This window comes from Mycolicibacterium llatzerense (assembly GCF_025331195.1).
GTDB lineage: Bacteria > Actinomycetota > Actinomycetes > Mycobacteriales > Mycobacteriaceae > Mycobacterium > Mycobacterium llatzerense.
The window spans coordinates 83,494-101,952 of sequence record NZ_LXOV01000017.1; the positions used below are offsets into that span (position 1 = coordinate 83,494).

An 18,459-nucleotide genomic window follows, 5' to 3' on the forward strand; every position below is an offset into this window, starting at 1 on the left:
CCCGGTCAGCTCGGCGGGTCGAACCGGAAGACGGCGAGTCTGCCTGCCAGTGACTCGAATTCGTCGGGCGTGCCCTCGGCGACCATGCCGGAGCTCTTGGCGAATTTCACGCCGACCGGTACCTGCACCGGGAACTCGCGCAGTACCGGCCGCGCTTCGTCGATCGTCAGCTCGGTGATCTTCACCGGCCGGGACTTGCGGCCCCGCGTCAAGGTGCCGGTACCAGCGGCACGGGCGTTGAGCGCCCAGTGCGCGCCCGGGTAGCCGGCCACGGCGTACATCGCGCCGTGGACGACGAACGGCGTCATCGGGGTGCTCCGCGGCGTGCCGGTCTTGCGGCCGGGCACGGTCAGCACCATCGCGGGGCCGACGGGGATGCCGAGCTTCCCGACGGCGACGACGACCTTGTTCATCTGCTTCAGGTAGCGCGGCGGTCGCGGATCTGATGTGGGCTGCTCAGACATGGCTGGTCTCCAAATTCCGGGCGAAGGCGCCGCGGTGGCGGTCCACCCATTCGGCGAACGGCTGGGCCGGCCGGCCGAGGATGCGCTCGACCTCGTCGCTCACCGGTGCCGGGGTGTCGACGGTTTCCGCCAGCAGCGCGGTGTACGCGCTGCCGAACTCCGGAGGGAAGCCGATGGCGACGAAGCGCTCGCGGACCTGTTCGACCGGGATTTCCAGGTAGCGAAGATCGCGGCGCAGGACCCGGCCGACGACGGCCAGCAGTTCGGCGTTGGTGAGCGATTGCGGGCCCGTCAGCGGGATCTTGCGGCCGTCCAGTTCATCGGTGAGCAGGGCATGCGCGGCGACCGCGGCGATGTCGGCTTCGACGATCGGTGCGCTGGACGCAGCAGCGTAGGGGCCGGCCACGACGTCGCCGGCCTGCAGCTGCCCGGCCCACATCCCGATGAAGTTGGTGGCGAACAATGCCGGCCGCAGGCTCACCCACGGCAGTCCTGAATCGGCGGCGAGCTGTTCGACTTCCTTGTTCCGGTCACCCCGGAATCTCGACGGCTGGCGCGAGAAGTCGTCGTCGGCGTTGATCGCCGACAGTGCCACCAGTTTGGCTCCGGCGTCCTTGGCGGCCTCGACCGTCCAGGCCAGGTCCGGACCGAGCTCACGGGAGTTGAGGAACACCGCGCTGACGCCGGCCAGGCCGTCGCGTACGGATGCCACGGTCTCGACCTCCGGCGGGAAGTTCGAGGATGGATTACGGGTGACGGCACGGACTTTCATGCCTGCGGCGTGCAACTGTTCGACGAGTGGGCGGCCGACGTTGCCGGTGGCCCCAGTGATGAGAATGGTCATGAACCAAGGACGGAACGCCGCCGGAAAAAGTTATGACCGCCGGCGGTTCGCGTGGTGCGGTAACTTTTCAGCACACCGAATCGTCTTTAACTGATGACAGAAATCACCGGATTCACCGCGGCCTGGCGCCACCACCATCCGTATCTGGTCAATCTCGCGTACCAGATGCTGGGTGACGTCGGCGACGCCGAAGATGTTGCGCAGGAAGCATTTCTGCGGTTGTCCCGCACGGCGCCCGGCGAGATCGAGGACGTCCGCGCGTGGCTGACGACCGTCGCCGGCCGGCTGTGCCTCGACCTGGTGCGCTCGGCGCGCGCACGGCGGGAACAACCGACCGATCTGGAGCAGGATGCGATTCCTGAACTGCCGTCGGCAGAGCCCGACCCCGCGGACCGGATCACCCTGGACGACGAAGTGTCGGGTGCCCTGCTGCGGGTGCTGCGGCAATTGAGTCCCGGCGAGCGCGTGGCGTTCATCCTGCACGACGTGTTCGGTGTCCCGTTCGAGTCGATCGCCGAGACCGTCGGCAGACCGGTCGGCACCTGCCGACAACTGGCCCGTCGGGCCCGGGCCAAGGTTGTGGGTACCGAGGTGCCCGCCGACGACGTCGAGGTGCCCGAACATCAACTCGTCACCGAGAAGTTCATCACCGCCTGCGCCGGCGGCGACGTGCAAGCGCTGGCCGCAGTGCTGGATCCGACGGTCTGGGGCGTCGGCACGGTGCTCAGCGATCCGCCGATCCCGCCCATCGTCAATCACGGACCGCAGCGGGTCGCCGAGAATCTGATGCTGTACCTCGGACCGGGCACCACCGTGGTCGCCGGCCCGCTCGGGCAACCCGTGCTGCTGGCGTTCGCGCACCGGCAGCTGTTCGCTGTGGTGGTCCTGACGATTCGCGACGGACTCGTCGCCAAGATCGAGGCGACCGCCGATCCGCTCGCCCGATTCGGGGCGTGAACACTCCCCGCGAGCAGACGTAGGCTGGCGAACATGATCGAAGTGCTGTCAGACATGCCCGACGGTGTGACCGGCATTCGCGTTTCGGGGCGCGTGAGCGGGGACGACTTCCGTGAATTCGAGCCCACCATGGACGATCTCGTCGTTGGTGGCGAAATCAGGATCGTCGAGGTCATCGCCGCCGACTACGAGGGCTTCGGGCCGGGTGGCCTGGTCGAGGATCTGAAGGTCGGGTTCGGTGCGCTGTTCAAACACCACTCGGCGTTCAAACGCATCGCGGTGGTGTCCGACAAAGCCTGGGTCGCCCACACGCTGCACGCTGTCGCCTGGATGATCCCGGGCGACCTCCAGATCTTCGGCCTCGACGAACTGGACCGCGCCAAGGAGTGGGCTGCGGGTTAGCGTTCGCCTCACGAGCAGACGCAAAACTGTCCAAATTCCAGGGGAAATCGACAGTTTTACGTCTGCTCGCGAGGGAGTTACCCCCAGTCTGGGGACCTAGTTCTGGAGTGCCTGTTCCTTGGCCCAGCGGTAGTCGGCTTTGCCGGCGGGGCTGCGGACGATGGTCTGCCGGAACACGACGGCCTTCGGCAGCTTGTAGCGGGCGATCGATTCCGCGGCGTGCTTGATGAGCTCGGCGGCGTCGACCTCGGCGCCGTCGGCCAGCGCCACGACCGCGACCACCTCGTTGCCCCAGCGCTCGCTCGGGCGTCCGGCGACGACCACGTCGACCACGGCCGGGTGCGATGCGATGGCGGACTCGACCTCTTCGGCGAAGATCTTCTCGCCACCGGAGTTGATCGTCACCGAGTCGCGGCCGAGCAGCTCGACGGTGCCGCCCTCCAGCAGTCGGGCGCGGTCGCCCGGCACCGCGTACCGGATGCCGTCGATCATCGGGAACGTCTTGGCCGTCTTGGCCGCGTCGCCCTTGTAGCCCAGCGGCACGTAGCCCTCCTGGGCCAGCCAGCCGTTGCCATCGTGGCCGGGGGCCAGGAGTGAGGAGAAGTCCTCCGAGACGATCCGGGTGGCCGGACCGGCGGTGAAGGTGCCGCTGGACACGTTGGCCTTGGTCGACACGTGCGACATCTGCGCGCCGGTCTCCGACGAACCCACACCGTCGATCACCATGGCGTTCGGCAGTGCCGCGACGAGTCGGCCCTTCACGGCCGGCGTGAACAGCGCGCCGCCGTTGGCGATGATGACCAGCGAGGTTGGGTCGTGGCTGCCGTCGGCCACCGCTTCTTCGATGGCGGTGACCAACGGCCGGGCCATGGCGTCACCGACGACCGTCGCGATCGCGATCTTCTCTCGGGCGATGGTCTCGACGATCTCCTTGGCGTTGAAGCCCTCGACGTCTTTGGCGAACACGATGGTCTGGCCGTTGTTGATGCCCGTCATCACGCCCCACTGGGCGGCGCCGTGCATGAGCGGCGGCAGGATCATCATGCGCATCTCGGTGGCCGCCGAGGCGCGGTCGACGATCTCCTGGGCCGACTGGGCGGGCTCGCCCGTCATCGCGTTCCGGCCGCCGAACGAGGCCATGAAGATGTCGTGCTGGCGCCACAGGACGCCCTTGGGCATGCCAGTGGTGCCGCCGGTGTACAGCACGTAGAGATCGTCGGGTGACGGCGTCACCGGCGGCGGCGGGACGTCGGCGTTCACGATGGTCTCGTAGTCGACGGCACCGGGCAGCAGCTCGTTGCCCGAACTGTCGGCGATCTGGATCAGCACCTTGAGGTTCGGCAGATCCGGCAGCACTTCGGCGAGGGTCGGCGCGAACGCGGCGTGGTAGATCAGGGCCGAGGCGCCCGCATCGTTCAGCAGGTACTGCAGCTCGGCCTTGACGTAGCGGTAGTTCACGTTGAACGGCGCCACCCGGGCCCGGAATGCGCCGAGCAGGGACTCGACGAACTCGGGGCCGTTGTAGGCGTAGATGCCGACGAGGTCCTGGCCTACTTCATGGCCGGCCAGCTGGTCGCGATCGGTGTGCACGCCCAGGCCCTGCACGTGCAGGTACGCGGCGAGCCGGTGGGAGCGGGCGACGACCTCGGCGTAGGTGAACCGGCGGTCGCCCTGAATGACCAGGGTGCGGTCCGGGATGGCTGCAGCGACGGCGTCGGTGACGTCGGAAACCGTGAACAGCACGTTTCTCCTAAGGCTGGTGGGACAACAACTGGACATCTGTCCATACACTCATTTAGTACCACGGAGTGAGGATCGTCTCTTTTGGTACCACCCTGTGGGGTGCCGGGCGCCGTATGCGTCCACTGTGCGGAAGGTCGTGTAGACGGCCGTCGTCGTGAGCCCGCCTTGCTTGGCCACCGCAAAGTCGTGGGTGTGAGCGTGGGTGCAGCCGTGGATCAGTCCGGGTCGACGGGCATGCGGTGGAACCCGCCCGTTGGTGGGTTCGCCAACGGTTTCGGGCGATAGGTGGCGTCCTGTTCCTCCCGGGTCAGTGCGGTCGAGGACACGTATTCATGATCGGGATCCTTCGCGCCGATATGTCGGACGTAGCGCCCCAACAGCCGGTACATGAGCGTCATGGAATCGTGCTTCTTGCCCAACGGGTTGGGCTGAATGCTGGTGTACGCATCCACGATTGGCACCGTGTCGGCGGAAGCCGGGGGGACCGGCGGGTGTACGGCGAAGGCCCCGGGCTTGAAATGCAGACCGCACTTGTGGGCCTTCTCGGTTATCCAGCGGAGCGTGATGTCACTGAGTTCGTGGGTGAAATATCCGCCGCCGACGTCGCAGTGGACACCGGAGAACCAGACCTGTTCGAGTTTCTGGGTTGGCGTGTCCTTCGGCTGGGTCCAGAGGGTGGGCTCGAAGGGGCGACGCTGTTCGTCGATGGCCAGGGCCTGGTAGGCAAAACGGACCGTGGAGCTCAGGTCGGTGTCGTGAAACTGCCAGCGCTTGTTGATCAGGTTGATCAGGGGATTGCCCGACAATGGAATGCCCAGTGAGCCAACGGTATCCCAGACGCCGATGAAGTAGACCGAAGCTTCGTACGAATAAGCCTGGCGAAACAGCGTCGACTCGATGCCCCGCGGCTTGGTGGCGTCGTTGTGGCTGCGGTAGAGCGCATAGGCCTCGTCGATCCGGTCGGCGTGCTCACGGCGCAGGATGCCGCAGTTACGGATGAATCCCGCCGCACTGCGGGCGGTGAAGGCGCCACGGCTGAAGCCGAACAGGAACAGTTGATCGCCCGGCTCATACGTGGCGACGACGTACCGGTATGCCGACATCACGTCGCGCGACAGTCCGACACCGAAAGCACCGCCGGTGAACTTTTCGGACCGCATCGTGCCGACCCCGCTGCGGTAGTACGCCACCTGCTTGGTGCCGTCGCTCCCGCGGTCTGCCACGGCGAGGGCGACCTTGCAGACGTTTGTCGGGCTGGCTTGGCCGTTCCGCAGTTCGTCGGGCGTGTTCCAGGTGCCGTCACAACACACCACGATGCGTTTCGACATCAGCATTCCCTCCCCGGTGCGCCGGACGGGCGGCCTTCCAGAGAAATTCTGCGCGCGCTGTGTGCGGTTTGTCTTCAGTTATGCAGTGATGGTGCAGATCAGCAGCAGCGGCCCTGCGGGTTGAGGTCGGCGGCGCGGTGCCGGGCCTTCCAGTAGTCGCGCTCGGTCAGCACCGGCTCGCCGGCGTGCGTGCGACGGCGGTGTTCCAGGTACCGCGCGTAGTGGTTGTCACCCATCAATGATGACCAGTACCAACGGATCTGGCGTGCGAACTCGGTAGCGCGTCCCACTGCTTCTGCACCTCCTTCTCGGCGTCGGTCGGGAACAGGCCGCGCGGGGCGAACAGCCGCGACGGCACCGCCTCGTCGTCGGTCAGTGGCCGGCCGCCGCCGCGGATGGCTTGCAGGGCCACGACGATGCCGACGACCACGACGATCACCACCAGTACGGCGAACACGATCGACAGCGTGCCCTGGATGAACGTGTTCCGGATGACGGCGTCGATCTGGTCGGGGTTCTTGGCGGAACCGAACGTCGTCTTGCCCGCGGCCTTGGCTGCGAGATATTGCGAATGCTGTTGCCAGTAACCGATTTTGGGGTCGTGGGAGAAGATCTTCTGCCACGACGCGGTGAGGGTGACGAGAACGTCCCAGCACAACGGCAGGCCCGGAATCCAGGCCCATTTGAGCAGGCCCTTCTTGATCACCACGACGGTGACGACCGTCAGCGCGATAGCGGCGAGCAACTGGTTGGCGATGCCGAACAACGGGAACAGCGTGTTGATGCCGCCGAGGGGGTCGGTGACACCCATCAGCAGGATGCTGCCCCAACCCGCGACGACGAGCAGGCTGCAGGTCCACGCGCCGAGGCGCCAGCTGGGATCGCGCAGCTTCCGCAGCGGCCCACCCAGATTGCCCAGGGCATCGGACAGCATGAAGCGGGCGACCCGGGTGCCGGCGTCGACGGTGGTGAGGATGAACAACGCTTCGAACATGATCGCGAAGTGGTACCAGAAGGCCTTCATGCTCGAGCCGCCGAAGACCTGCTGCAGGACCTCGGACATGCCCAGGGCCAGCGTCGGCGCGCCGCCGGTGCGGGAAACGACCGAGTGCTCACCGACATCGGTCGCGGCGGCGGTCACCTGTGCCGGGGTGATCGGGGCTCCCGACAAGCCCAGTCCGTTGGCGTAGGTGGCCGCGGTGGCCGCGGTTCCGCCGGTCGCCGCGGTGGGGGAGTTGATCACGAAGTACAGGTGCTGGTTGAGGATCGCCGCGGTGATCAGCGCCATGATCGCGACGAAAGACTCCGTCAGCATGCCGCCGTAACCGATGAGCCGCGTCTGCCCTTCCTTCTCCAGCAGCTTCGGTGTCGTGCCCGACGAGATCAGGGAATGGAAGCCCGACAGTGCACCGCACGCGATGGTGATGAACAGGAACGGGAACAGCGCACCGGCGAACACCGGACCGTCGGCACGGGTGGCGAACTGTGACACTGCGGGGGCCGCCATGACCGGACGGGCAATCAGGATGCCGACCGCCAGCAGAGAGATGGTGCCGACCTTCATGAACGTCGACAGGTAGTCGCGGGGGGCGAGCAGGAACCACACCGGCAACACCGAGGCGGCCAGCCCGTAGACGATGATGCACCACGACAGCGTCACCTTCGACAGCGTGAACCAGTCTGCGCCCCAGGATGTTTCCGCGACCCAGCCGCCGGAAACCACCGCGAGCAGTAGCAGTGCGACGCCGATCAGGGACACTTCAGACACCCGGCCGGGCCGCAGGAACCGCAGGTACAGACCCATGAAGATGGCGATCGGGATGGTCATCGCGATGGAGAACACGCCCCACGGGCTTTCGGCGAGAGCGTTGACCACCACCAGCGCCAGCACCGCCAGCAGGATCACCATGATCACCAGCACCGCGACGATCGCGGCGACGCCGCCGATGGGCCCGAGTTCGTCGCGCGCCATCTGGCCGAGTGACCGCCCGCGCCGCCGCGTCGAGATGACCAGCACCAGGTAGTCCTGCACACAACCGGCGACGACCGCACCGACGATGATCCAGATGGTGCCCGGCAGATATCCCATCTGCATGGCCAGGACCGGTCCGACCAGCGGGCCGGCGCCGGCGATGGCCGCGAAGTGATGACCGAACAGGACCCGACGGTCGGTCGGCATGTAGTCGGTGTCGTTCTCGAGGAGTTCGGCCGGGGTGGCGTGATCGTCGCGGGGTTTGACGATCTTCATCTCGATCAGCCGCGCGTAGAACCGGTATCCGATGACGTAGGTACAGATCGCGGCGATGACGAACCATACCGCGTTCACGGTCTCGCCACGGGCGAAGGCGATGACGGCCCATGCCACGGCGGCAAGCACCGCGATGACGCCGAAGATCACCCGATGCCGGGTGGTGATGGGCGAGCGGTCGATGATCGCGACCGGTGGCAGGTCCGGGTCGGTACGCACGTAGGTGACGTCACCGACGGACTCGTCGGGGTACGCGGTGGCTGGTGACATGCCCCACATCCTGTCATCGGTGGCTCCGGATCGCGGGGTAACACTCAGCGTTCGTACAGCGACCGGACGGTGTCGATGGTGTCGGCCTCGTCGGGCCGCTTGTCGTCGCGGTAGCGCAGCACCCGGGCGAACCGCAGCGCCATCTTGCCGGGGTAGCGGCTCGAACCCTGCACGCCGTCGAACGCGATCTCCACCACCTGCGAGGGGCGCAGCCGCACGACGTAACCGTCCATCGGGCCGTCGGCGAGCTCGGTGAACCGCGTCGTCTGCCAGTCCAGCATCGCGTCGGTCATCCCTTTGAAGGTCTTGCCCAGCATCACGTATCCACCGGTGGCCGGGTCACGGGCGCCCAGATGGATGTTCGACAGCTTGCCCGTGCGCCGTCCGGAACCCCACTCGACCGCCAGCACCACCAGGTCCAGGGTGTGGACCGGCTTGACCTTCAGCCAGCCGGCGCCCCGCCGGCCCGCCTCGTACGGCGACTCCGGGTGCTTGGCCATCACGCCTTCGTGGCCGGCGGCCAGCGTCTCGTCAAGGAACTGTTGGGCGACAACCGAATCGGAGGTGACGCAGCGCCGCACCCGCAGTGGTTCGGGGACCACCTCGTCGAGCGCTTCGCGGCGGCGCTGCGCCGGCTGATCCAGCAGGTCGGTGCCGTCGCGGTGCAGGATGTCGAAGAAGAACACCGAAAGCGGTTGCGCCCCATCATCGGAGCGTTTGCCGATCCGCGATGAGGTCACCTGGAACCGGTGCGGACGACCGTCAGGGCGCATGGCCAGGGCCTCGGCATCGGCGATCAGGTTCGTCACGGGCAGTGCCAACACGGCGCTCACCACGTCGGGTACCCGGGCCGTGATGTCGTCCAGGCTGCGGGTGTAGACCGACACCTCGGTGCCGGATCGATGAATCTGCACCCGGACACCGTCGAGCTTGGTCTCGAAGATCGCGGCGCCACCCAGCTTTTCGAGGGCATCGCCGACATCGGTCGCGGTCTGGGCCAGCATCGGGCTCACCGGACGGCCGACAGCGAGCGTGAAGCGCCGCAGCGCGTCGGCACCGTCGGACATCGCCGCGGCAGCCACCGTGGCCAGATCACCGCTGAGCATCGCGGCGCGCCGCACGTCGGCGGCGGGGATACCCGCGGCTTTCGCGACCGCGTCGGCCATCACCCCGGCCAGGGCGCCCTGACGCAGCCCGCCGCTGAGCAGCCCACGCAGAAAGGTCTGCTCGACTTCGGTGGCCGCCCCGAACAGCGCGTGCAGCAGCTCGGTGCGGGTGGCCGCTGAACCGCGGCCGGCGACTGCCTTGATGGCCGACAGAGCGGCGTCGACCTCGATGACGGTCAGCGCCGGGCTCTCGGCGGGTGGCGGCAGCGATCGCAGTGCCGCCCAGCCGACCCCGATCTGGCGCTGGGGCAGCTCACCGGACAGCCAGTCGACGACGATCGCGACAGTGGCCGGATGCTCGGTTGCCGTGCCGAGCAGGGCAGCGATCCGGCTGATCTTCGCCGACCGCGCAGATACCGCACCGACCTCGGCTGAAGCCGCTGCGACGTCGGTGAGGAGCACGAGTTCAGCTTGGCACGGGGGTCCGACAATTCTCAGTCGGACAGCAGCTCACTCAGTACTGCCGCTTCGGCCTGGACGTGGTCGGCGCGGTCGCCGTGGCCGACAGACCGCAGTTGTTCGGCCGCGGCTCGACGTTCGTCGGCTTCGGCCCGGATCAAGCTCCGGATCTGGTCCTCGGTCAGGCTCCGGCGGGCGACCTCTGCCGCGCCGAGACCCTGCGCGCTGTCGGCGATGGCTCCGGCCCTGGGCACGGATACGTCCGGGGTCTCGGCATTGTCGATGGCGCTGAGCGCGCTGCGGATCGCGGAGGTCGAAATGGTGTCCTTCGACTTGCGTGCCGCGATCAATCGGGCCCGCAGGTCGGTGCGCCAGTGCTGCGCCGGTTCGGTCATCCGGACACCGTAGTGACGCGGATCCGTCTCGCCAACCGAATATTTCGGGTTCTGGTCAGGCCACGGTGAAGGACACCGAATGCCAGCCCGTCGCTCCGTCGGGGACGGCACCGGCGACGTCGGCGGTCTGCACCGTGCCGGTGCCATCGGTGGCGCGGACGGTGATGGTGTGGCGCCCCGGCTGGTCTGCCTGCCAGGGGTAACTCCACAGCCGCCAGGTGTCGTTCGAATACGCGGCGCCCAGGGTCGCCGGCCGCCACGGACCGTCGTCGATGCGGACCTCCACCGCGCGGACACCGCGGTTCTGCGCCCACGCGACGCCGCCGAACGTCGCCGGCCCCATCGGCACCCCGGAGCCGGCGCGCGGCACGTCGATGCGCGACTCGGTCTTGATCGGCCCATGCGCGGACCAGCCCAACTTCGTCCAATAGGCCTGGGCCCGATCGAATCTGGTGAGTTCCAGATCGACGAGCCACTTGGTCGCCGAGACGTAGCCGTACAAACCGGGAACCACCAGCCGCGCCGGGTAGCCGTGCTCGGTGGGCAGCGGTTCGCCGTTCATGGCGACGGCAAGGAGCGCGTCGCGGTTGTCGGTCAGTGCCTCGACGGGGGTGCCCGCGGTGAACCCGTCGATGGACTTGGACAGCACCATGTCGGCATCGGGGTGGACGCCGGCCCGGGCGAGCAGGTCACGCACCCGGTAGCCGGTCCAGGTGGCGTTCGATATCAGGTTGCCGCCCAACGGGTTTGACACGCAGGTGAGCGTGACGACCTTGTCGATCGCCTCGAACTGAGCCAGTTCGTCGAAGCGAAAGGTGACCTCGCGATCGACCATCCCGTGGATCCGCAGTCGCCAGTCCTGCCGCTGCACCTGCGGGACGGACAGCGCCGTGTCGATCCGGTAGAAGTCGGCATTCGGGGTGATGAACGGCGGCAGGTTCACCCCGGCGGGTTGCACGTCCGGCGGGATCGGCGGGCCTGGGACCTTGGGCGCCGGCGGGGTGTAGGCGTTGCGGTCGCCCGAGACCGACGATGCGGCACGGCCCAGCACCGTGCCGATGACTCCGGCCAGCGTGCCGGCGGCCAAGAAGCCGAGGGCCGCCAGCGATCGCCGCCGGCCCGGATCGGCGGCACCGGTGTCCGCGTCTGGTTCGGGTACCCGGGGATCGAGGCGCCCGGAGACCAGGACGCGCAGGACCGCGATGCCCGCCGCCGCCCCGACGAGGGACGGGACGACGTCGATGGGGCGGGCACCGGTGCGGGACAACACCGCGGCAGCGCCCAGCACCCCGGCCAGCCCGATGGCGATGCTGCCGAGCTTCCGGTCCTCGAATTGTGCTGCCACCATGGCGATCACCGCGATGGTCAGGATCACCGCCACGGTCAGGAACAGTTTGTCGTTGGTGCCGAAAGTCTGGATGGCCCACTCTTTGAGCGGTCCCGGGGTCAGATCGATGACCACCGACCCGACCGCGGTACGGGAATCGGCGTGCGGCCCAAACGGAATCGCCAGGAGCGCAGCCACACCGAGAGCCACGGCCGCGGCCGCCAGGCCGGCGAGTGATCGGTGCGGATCCAGTCGAGATGCCACACAGCCACAGTACGGCGAACTCGACGGGCCGGTCCCAAATGAAAACGGATCGTAAGAAATAGCTGCCCGTTCGGGCGATTCCGGGCCAGAATCACAGCATCATGCAGCCGACTTTGACCGACCGTGACCGAGACATCGTCCAGAACTGGATCCGCGCCGAGGGGCTGGGTGAGCAACTCACCGACATCGAGCCGCTGACCGGCGGTACCCAGAACATCGTGGTGCGGTTGCACATCGACGGCCGACCGGTGGTGCTGCGCCGCCCGCCGCTGCATCCGCGGCCGACCAGCGACAAGACCATGCAACGCGAGATCGCGGTGCTGCGGACCCTGGCCGGCACGTCGGTGCCGCATCCCGCGTTCATCGCCGGTTGCGAGGACCCGTCGGTGCTCGGCGTCGTCTTCTATCTGATGGCCGAAGTCGACGGCTTCAACCCCGGCGAGGAATTGTCGCTGGCCTACGCGGCCGACCCGAGCCTCCGGCATGACGTCGGGCCGTCGTACGCGGCGAGCCTGGCGCAGTTGGGCAACGTGGCTTGGGAAGGGAGCCCGTTGGCGGCCATCCGCAAGCCGGGATCGTTTGTGGCACGGCAGGTTCCGCAGTTCGTCGGATTGCTGCAGAGCTATCGGCATGACCGCTACGACCCCGAATCGCTGGACGGGGTCGCGCAACTGGCGACCTGGTTGACCGACAACCGGCCGCCCGATGGCGAGCCCGGAATCATGCACGGCGACTGCCACCTGAACAACGTCATGCTGCGCCACGACAAGCCGGAACTGGCGGCGTTCGTCGACTGGGAGATGTGCACCGTCGGCGATCCGCTGCTGGACCTGGGCTGGATGCTGGTGTGCTGGCCGACCGCGCCCAACGCCATTGTCGTCGGTGCCGCGCTGGCCGAGGCCGGCGGACTGGCCGGCCGGGACGAACTGCTGGATGCCTATCTCGCCGCGGGCGGCCGACGCACCGAGCATCTGGACTGGTACCTCGCGATGGCCTGCTTCAAGCTGGGCATCGTCATCGAGGGCACCTGGTCGCGCTTCCTGGCGGGTCTGGCCGACCGCGAGGCAGGGGAGAAGCTGCATGCCTCCGCCACCGAGCTGATCCACTTGGGCGTGCGGGTTGCCAAGGGCGACAACCCGTTCGCCTATCGGTAGGTATCCCAGCCCAGCTTGACGGCCAACGCCAGGCCGGCCACCGCGATGGTCAATCGCAGCGGTGTCGCCGGGGTGTGCCGCACCACGACCGGACCCAGTCGGGAGCCCACCAGACACCCGACGCCCAGCGGGGCCACCGCAATCCAGTTCACCGGGGCGAGCGCGACGAAGCCCACGGCGGCAACACCATTGGCCACGCCGAGGATGACGTTCTTCGCGGCGTTGGCGTGGGCCATCGACTCGCTGCCGCTGTGCAGCAACAGGGCGAGCAGCACCACGCCGGCCGCGGCGCCGAAATACCCTCCGTACAAACAGATCACGAAGATCGCGACGGAGATGAGCACCGCCCGCCCCCGGCCGGGTTCGGTGTCGGCGCCGCGCCGTTGGGGGATGGCGATGGTGACCGAGGACAGGCCGAGCAGCGCCGGGACCACCACCTCGAAGCCCTCGGCAGGCAGGGCCAAAAGCAGGGCGGCTCCGGCCGCCCCGCCGAGTGCGGCGGCCGGCAGGACGCGGCGCAGATACGGTCCCATGCCGTCGAGTTCGGGGAGGGAACCCCAGACCGATCCGATGGTGTTGAAGGTCAGTGCGACGGTGTTGGTCACGTTCGCCGCCACCGGCGGCAGCCCGGCCATCAGCAGGGCCGGATACGTCGCGACGGATGCCAGCCCCGCGATGCTCCCGGTCAGGCCGCCTGCGACACCGGCGGCGAGCAGAAGTAGTGCGTGCTGCCAGCTCATCGCGGCAAACAATATCCAACTGAGCGAGCAGGAATAACTGTCCTCCGATAGAAATAGCGTCATGGACGCGATCGGCGCGATCGATGAGGCGGGCGACGACGCCGCGCTGCGCTCGGGAATCGAGCAGGGCCTGCAGGCGGTGCGGGCCGCGGCACGCGCGTCGGCTCCGGCCGGTGAGGTCGCGGCCGCCTGGTCTCAGGTGCTCCGATCCGGCGTCGCGGCGGCTGTTCGGCTGACGCCCGTCGGTGTGCCATGGTCGTGGTTCGTCTCCGGCAGTGTCGCGCGGGGCGAGGCGGTGGCGGGATCCGACGTCGAGACCCTGGTCGTGCTGGCGGACGACGCCGGGCGGGACGAGGCACTGGAAGCGGCCGCTGCAGTGCATGCCGTCCTGGAGCGGTGTGGTGTGCGAGCCGACGCCAACGGGGTGCTGGCCAGCCGGCCGCGGTTCTCCCGGTCGGCGAGCGCGTGGTCTGACGGCATCGCGCACTGGGCAGCCGATCCGTGGCAGGACCGCGGCGTGGTGATGACCGGCGTGCTGGCCGACTCCCGTGCCGTCCACCTGGCCGACGCGACGGTGACCGACGACTTGCTGCGCGCCCAGGTGGTGCGCGCTGCCGTCGACAACTACCCGGTCCGTCAGTACCTGCTGCAGGACGCCACCACGTTTCGGGCCATGTTCCCCTCCCGGCTGCGCATGTTGGCCAACCAGTCCGACGCCGTCGACCTCAAACTGGCCGCGATCGATCCGCTGGTGAAGATCGCGCGGTGGGCGGCAGTGTCGGCCGGTTCCACCGCGCTGTCGACGCCCAGCCGGCTCGACGCCGCCGGAGCCGCGAATGTGCTTGATGCCGAAGATGTTTCGAGCCTTCATGAGTGTTTCACCGCGTTGGTGAGATTTCGGTGGACGTCGAGGGCCGGTGGCGACCAGGTGGTGCTCTCGGAGCTGCCGCCGCAGGAGCGAGCCATGCTGCGCAGTGTGGCCCGAGAGGTGGCCGGTATCAGCCGCAAGCTGACTTTTCTCGCGTCGACGTCGGCGTTCCGGTGATCGCGGCAGAGTTCACCGAGGCCGCCGCGACCGCGCTCGCGGGACACCGAGCGGTGCAGCAGACACTGGCCGCCCAGCGCATCGAAGGATGGGAACCCGAGCCCGCCCACATCGTCGACTTGGGTGCACTGGCTTCCGGCGCCATGGATTTCGACGACTACCTGACGCGGTGTCGCGAGCAGTATCCGCCGGCGCCGGTGCGGCACCGGTTCCGCTGGCGCCGGGCACCGTACCTGATACCCGGAACATCGGTGCTGCGCAACAACTTTGGTATTCAAAGCGGACCTGACTTGGCGGCGGTGGAATTTCAGGTGACGGCGGGCCGAATGGTGCTGTGGCATGGCCGGCGGTCCGAGCCGAGCATCGATATCAGCGCTCTGCACCGCGAGCTCTTCGGTGACGTGTATCCCTGGGCGGGGGAGCTGCGCACCGTCGACCTTCGCCGCGGCGACTCGGCGTTCACCTGGCAGGTTGACATCGCGGCCCGACTGGACGAAATCCGGCTCGCCGCAACAGCATTGGCAGATATCGGTGCCGGCTTCGACAACCCGAGGCTGGCCTGGGAACTATCCCGGATATACGCCCGGTACAACCAGATTCATCCGTTCCGGGAAGGCAACGGGCGCACCGGGATGCTGCTGCTGCACGCGCTCGCCGGCCGATGCGGTCGGCAACTGGACTTCACCGGTGTCGGCCGCGCCGCCTGGTATTCCGCGGCGCGGGACAGCATGCCGCTGCACCGGGACGGGCACGCCAGCCACCGGCCGTTCCTGTGGCTGCTCAACAAGGCCGTGAAATCGCCTTGACCCGAGGCGCGGTCGCGGACTAACCTCGGCGACCATGCTTCACATGCTCGTAGTAGCCAGTACCCACAGCGGGGTCTGATCCTGACCGACCCCTCGCTGTGGGTCGGACGCTACTACCTGTCGGTCACTTCTTTCGAGCAGAAAAGACCGACGCATGTTCACCTCCACCGCTATCTCCACCACTTCGCGTTTCGCGGATCTGTTTGACCGCCCCGTGCCTCGTGACCTGCGCGAACACGCCGAAACGATGTGTCACGACACCTTCATCGACCACTACGGCCATCAACGTGGGCCGGTCCGCCTTGGCAGTTGGGGCACCGCCGGCGACGACGACCGTCGCCGCGGCGTCACCGCCGCTCGCACGTACCGGGCCAGCATCGCCGTCGGCGACCGCATCACTACCTCGACGGCGGCCGCGACCGGGCCCGTCGCCGCGCTGACCGCCATGCTGCACGAGCGCGGGATGGCCGTCGAGATGATCAAGTTCCATCAGCTGCCCGCCGTCGGCGGCGGCATCGCGACTTTCATCCAGGGCACTGACGGCGTGCGCGCGGAGTGGACCATGGGCTGGGCCCGCGATCCGGTCCAGTCGGCGCTGCGGGCGATGATCGCGTGCGCCAACCGGCTGCACGCCTAGTTTCTAAACGCCGTTTCGGCGGAGGATCAGCCGATGGGCCGCAGCGTGATCGGCATGCCGTCGATCGGCACCGGCATGCCGCCGTAGTCGTATCGCGGCTTGTAGCCCTTGTGCGGGAGTTCCAGGCGGTAGCGACGCAGCAACCGGTGCATGACCGTCTTGATCTCCAGCTGGCCGAAGACCATGCCGATGCACTTGTGCGCCCCGCCGCCGAATGGGGCGAACGCGTAGCGGTGCGACTTGTGCTCGTTGCGCGGCTCGGCGAAGCGGTCCGGATCGAACTTCTCGGGGGCCGTCCACAATTCGGGCAGCATGTGGTTGAGCGACGGCCAGGTGATGACGTCGGTGCCCTCCGGGATGTAGTAGCCCAGCAGCTCGGTGTCGCGCACTGCCCGCCGGAAGTTGAACGGCAGCGGCGTTTGCAAGCGCAGCGCTTCGTTGATCACCAGGTCGTAGGTCTCGAGCTTCTCCAGCGACTCGATGTCCAGCGGACCGTCCCCGATGCGCGCGGAATCCTCGCGCAACCTGTCCTGCCACTCCGGGTTGGCCGCCAGGTGGTAGGCCATGGTGGTCATCGTCGACGTCGAGGTGTCGTGCGCGGCCATCATCAGGAAGATCATGTGGCTGACGATCTGGTCGTCGGTGAAGCTGCCGCCGTCCTCGTCCTGGGCGTGACACAGCACGCTGAACATGTCGGTGCTCTCGCTGCGGCGCTTCTCGGCGATCGAGCGCGAGAAGTACTCCTCCAGCGTCTTGCGGGCCTGGATGCCGCGCCACCACTTGAGAGGCGGGACGGGCGTCCGGACGATCGCGTTGCCGGCCCGGGTCGTGGTGGTGAAGGCGTGGTTGACGGTGGTGACGAGCTTGTGGTCGGTGCCCGCCGGGATGCCCATGAAGACCTCGGCGGCGATGTCGAGCGTCAGCTCCTTGACCGAGGGGTGGAACAGGAACCGGGGATCGTTGGCCACCCAGTCGGTGGCCAACACCTTGGTGGCGACGGAGTCGATGTGCGACACGTAACCGGTCAAGCGGGACCGGGTGAAGGCCTCTTGCATGATCCGGCGGTGGAACATGTGCTCGTCGAAGTCGAGCAGCATCAGGCCGCCCTCGAAGAACGGCCCGATCACCGGATCCCAGGCCTTCTGGGAGAAGTCCTTGTTGCGGTTGGAGAACACCGCCTGAGTGGCGTCGGGTCCCATCGCGGCGACCGCGGACATAGCGGGCGAGTCGGCGAAGTACAACGGACCGTGCTTGCGGTACTGCTCCAGTACGAACTCGGGGCCACTGCGGAACGCCTCGATCAGGTGGCCGATGACCGGCAGTCCCGAGTCGCCCTTGATCGCCTTGAGGCCGCTGCCCGCCGGCGGCTCGGCGAACACGAACTCGTCCCACTTCTTGGCGCGCAGTCGCTGCTCGACGAGGCCCATGCCCGGCAGGTTGGACGGAGTGGGCTTGATTCGCCGGATGGCCTGATCGATGAGGTAGTTCGGGGTGCTGATAGTTGCCATCGAGGGTTTCCTGTCCGCTCATGAGCCGTGTTTTGTGGTGAAAGTCACCACCTGATGTCATCTTGGCTGGCATACTTGACGCGTGTCAAGTTTTGAATTGGTGTGTCGGCGGTGACATCGTGAGCGCCATGAGCGCTGAAGTCGAGACGGTCGACAGGGGCCGCAGCCGAGGCGACAGGCAACGCGACGCCATCATCACCGCGGTTCGGGAACTGCTGGAGGAGAAGCCGTTCGCTGACCTGTCTGTCAGCACCATCAGCGCCCGGGCCGGTGTCGCGCGGTCGGGCTTCTACTTCTACTTCGACTCCAAGTACTCCGTGCTGGCCAAGATCGTGTCCGAGGCCATGGAGGAACTGGACGCGCTCACCCACAACTTCGCGCCACGCGAGCCGGGCGAGACGCCGGCGTCTTTCGCCAAGCGAATGGTTGGCAGCGCGGCGGCGGTGTTCGCCAGCAATGACCCGATCATGGCGGCGTGCACCATCGCGCAGAACACCGACGCGGAAATCCGCGACTTGATGGCCGATTTCGAAGACGGCGTGATCGCCAAGATCGTCGGGCTCGTCGAACAGGACACCGGCGCCCGGCCGATCTCTGACGACCTACCGGCGTTGGTTCGCACTTTGACGTCAACCACGGCGATGACGTTGTCGCATGACAGTGCCTTCATCGGTCGAGACGGAGACCCGCAGCGCGCCCTGGCGATCGTGGAGCGGATGTGGCTCAGCGCGTTATGGGGTGGCGGAGACCTGCCTGTGTAGG

Annotated in this window: 18 protein-coding genes; 7 read left to right on the top strand and 11 right to left on the bottom strand. The window is 67.5% G+C overall.

Translation table 11 applies throughout. The annotated features are described in order from the left end of the window. Window positions 1–5: 5 nt before the first annotated feature. A complete protein-coding gene (locus A7G45_RS28075; protein ID WP_260941741.1) occupies window positions 6–464 on the bottom strand; it encodes a nitroreductase/quinone reductase family protein in 459 nt (152 codons plus the stop codon). Further along, window positions 457–1,308 (bottom strand): NmrA family NAD(P)-binding protein, encoded by an 852-nt coding sequence (locus A7G45_RS28080; protein ID WP_260941744.1) that lies wholly within the window; start codon window positions 1,306–1,308, stop codon window positions 457–459. The genes A7G45_RS28075 and A7G45_RS28080 overlap by 8 nt, the downstream gene beginning before the upstream one ends. Window positions 1,309–1,401: 93 nt before the next feature. Here A7G45_RS28080 and sigI point away from each other — a divergent pair, with 93 nt between their 5' ends. Together sigI and A7G45_RS28090 are read left to right on the top strand one after the other, a co-directional pair. Then, a complete protein-coding gene (sigI, locus tag A7G45_RS28085; protein WP_260941746.1) occupies window positions 1,402–2,265 on the top strand; it encodes an RNA polymerase sigma factor SigI in 864 nt (287 codons plus the stop codon). Between the two features lie 33 nt (window positions 2,266–2,298). After that, complete coding sequence (locus tag A7G45_RS28090; RefSeq protein ID WP_043395096.1) at window positions 2,299–2,667, top strand: SpoIIAA family protein; 369 nt, start codon at window positions 2,299–2,301, stop codon at window positions 2,665–2,667. A 96-nt stretch (window positions 2,668–2,763) separates the two neighbouring features. On the opposite strand, the gene A7G45_RS28095 is transcribed toward A7G45_RS28090, so the two are convergent. The 7 genes from A7G45_RS28095 to A7G45_RS28125 form a co-directional block, all read right to left on the bottom strand. Then, window positions 2,764–4,410 carry a medium-chain acyl-CoA ligase Mig gene (locus A7G45_RS28095; RefSeq protein WP_260941747.1) on the bottom strand — a complete coding sequence of 549 codons (1,647 nt, stop codon included), beginning with the start codon at window positions 4,408–4,410 and terminating at the stop codon, window positions 2,764–2,766. 215 nt (window positions 4,411–4,625) lie between these two features. Further along, on the bottom strand, window positions 4,626–5,738 hold the full coding sequence (locus tag A7G45_RS28100) for a T6SS phospholipase effector Tle1-like catalytic domain-containing protein (RefSeq protein ID WP_260941749.1): 1,113 nt from the start codon (window positions 5,736–5,738) through the stop codon (window positions 4,626–4,628). A gap of 98 nt (window positions 5,739–5,836) precedes the next feature. Then, complete coding sequence (locus tag A7G45_RS28105; protein WP_276525132.1) at window positions 5,837–5,974, bottom strand: CstA-like transporter-associated (seleno)protein; 138 nt, start codon at window positions 5,972–5,974, stop codon at window positions 5,837–5,839. Continuing rightward, on the bottom strand, window positions 5,974–8,256 hold the full coding sequence (locus A7G45_RS28110; RefSeq protein WP_260941753.1) for a carbon starvation CstA family protein: 2,283 nt from the start codon (window positions 8,254–8,256) through the stop codon (window positions 5,974–5,976). The genes A7G45_RS28105 and A7G45_RS28110 overlap by 1 nt, the downstream gene beginning before the upstream one ends. Window positions 8,257–8,300: 44 nt before the next feature. Next, window positions 8,301–9,824 carry an ATP-dependent DNA ligase gene (locus A7G45_RS28115; RefSeq protein WP_260941754.1) on the bottom strand — a complete coding sequence of 508 codons (1,524 nt, stop codon included), beginning with the start codon at window positions 9,822–9,824 and terminating at the stop codon, window positions 8,301–8,303. A gap of 32 nt (window positions 9,825–9,856) precedes the next feature. Further along, on the bottom strand, window positions 9,857–10,216 hold the full coding sequence (locus A7G45_RS28120; protein WP_260941756.1) for a GatB/YqeY domain-containing protein: 360 nt from the start codon (window positions 10,214–10,216) through the stop codon (window positions 9,857–9,859). A 55-nt stretch (window positions 10,217–10,271) separates the two neighbouring features. Then, the gene (locus A7G45_RS28125; RefSeq protein WP_260941759.1) at window positions 10,272–11,807 is read right to left on the bottom strand and encodes a molybdopterin-dependent oxidoreductase; all 1,536 of its coding nucleotides are present in this window, start codon (window positions 11,805–11,807) and stop codon (window positions 10,272–10,274) included. A gap of 101 nt (window positions 11,808–11,908) precedes the next feature. On the opposite strand from A7G45_RS28125, the gene A7G45_RS28130 reads away from it, so the two are divergent. Next, window positions 11,909–12,961, top strand: a complete 1,053-nt coding sequence (locus A7G45_RS28130; RefSeq protein WP_260941760.1) for a phosphotransferase family protein — start codon at window positions 11,909–11,911, stop codon at window positions 12,959–12,961. Here A7G45_RS28130 and A7G45_RS28135 read toward each other — a convergent pair. Then, window positions 12,952–13,701 carry a sulfite exporter TauE/SafE family protein gene (locus tag A7G45_RS28135; protein WP_260941761.1) on the bottom strand — a complete coding sequence of 250 codons (750 nt, stop codon included), beginning with the start codon at window positions 13,699–13,701 and terminating at the stop codon, window positions 12,952–12,954. The two genes, A7G45_RS28130 and A7G45_RS28135, sit on opposite strands and share 10 nt — an antisense overlap. Before the next feature lie 61 nt (window positions 13,702–13,762). Here A7G45_RS28135 and A7G45_RS28140 point away from each other — a divergent pair, with 61 nt between their 5' ends. From A7G45_RS28140 to A7G45_RS28150, 3 genes are all read left to right on the top strand, one after another. Next, window positions 13,763–14,746: a putative nucleotidyltransferase substrate binding domain-containing protein gene (locus A7G45_RS28140; protein WP_260941763.1), complete on the top strand. Its 984-nt coding sequence runs from the start codon at window positions 13,763–13,765 to the stop codon at window positions 14,744–14,746. Beyond that, entirely contained in the window at window positions 14,743–15,552 is an 810-nt protein-coding gene (locus A7G45_RS32595; RefSeq protein ID WP_260941765.1) for a Fic family protein, read from the top strand. Before A7G45_RS28140 ends, A7G45_RS32595 begins: the two co-directional genes overlap by 4 nt. Before the next feature lie 154 nt (window positions 15,553–15,706). Further along, the gene (locus A7G45_RS28150; RefSeq protein WP_043395114.1) at window positions 15,707–16,189 is read left to right on the top strand and encodes a 2-isopropylmalate synthase; all 483 of its coding nucleotides are present in this window, start codon (window positions 15,707–15,709) and stop codon (window positions 16,187–16,189) included. Window positions 16,190–16,215: 26 nt separating this feature from the next. On the opposite strand, the gene A7G45_RS28155 is transcribed toward A7G45_RS28150, so the two are convergent. Further along, entirely contained in the window at window positions 16,216–17,697 is a 1,482-nt protein-coding gene (locus A7G45_RS28155) for a cytochrome P450 (RefSeq protein ID WP_043395117.1), read from the bottom strand. 128 nt (window positions 17,698–17,825) lie between these two features. Between A7G45_RS28155 and A7G45_RS28160 the strand changes: the two genes are divergently transcribed. Then, window positions 17,826–18,458: a TetR/AcrR family transcriptional regulator gene (locus A7G45_RS28160; protein WP_260941769.1), complete on the top strand. Its 633-nt coding sequence runs from the start codon at window positions 17,826–17,828 to the stop codon at window positions 18,456–18,458. Window position 18,459 lies beyond the last annotated feature (1 nt).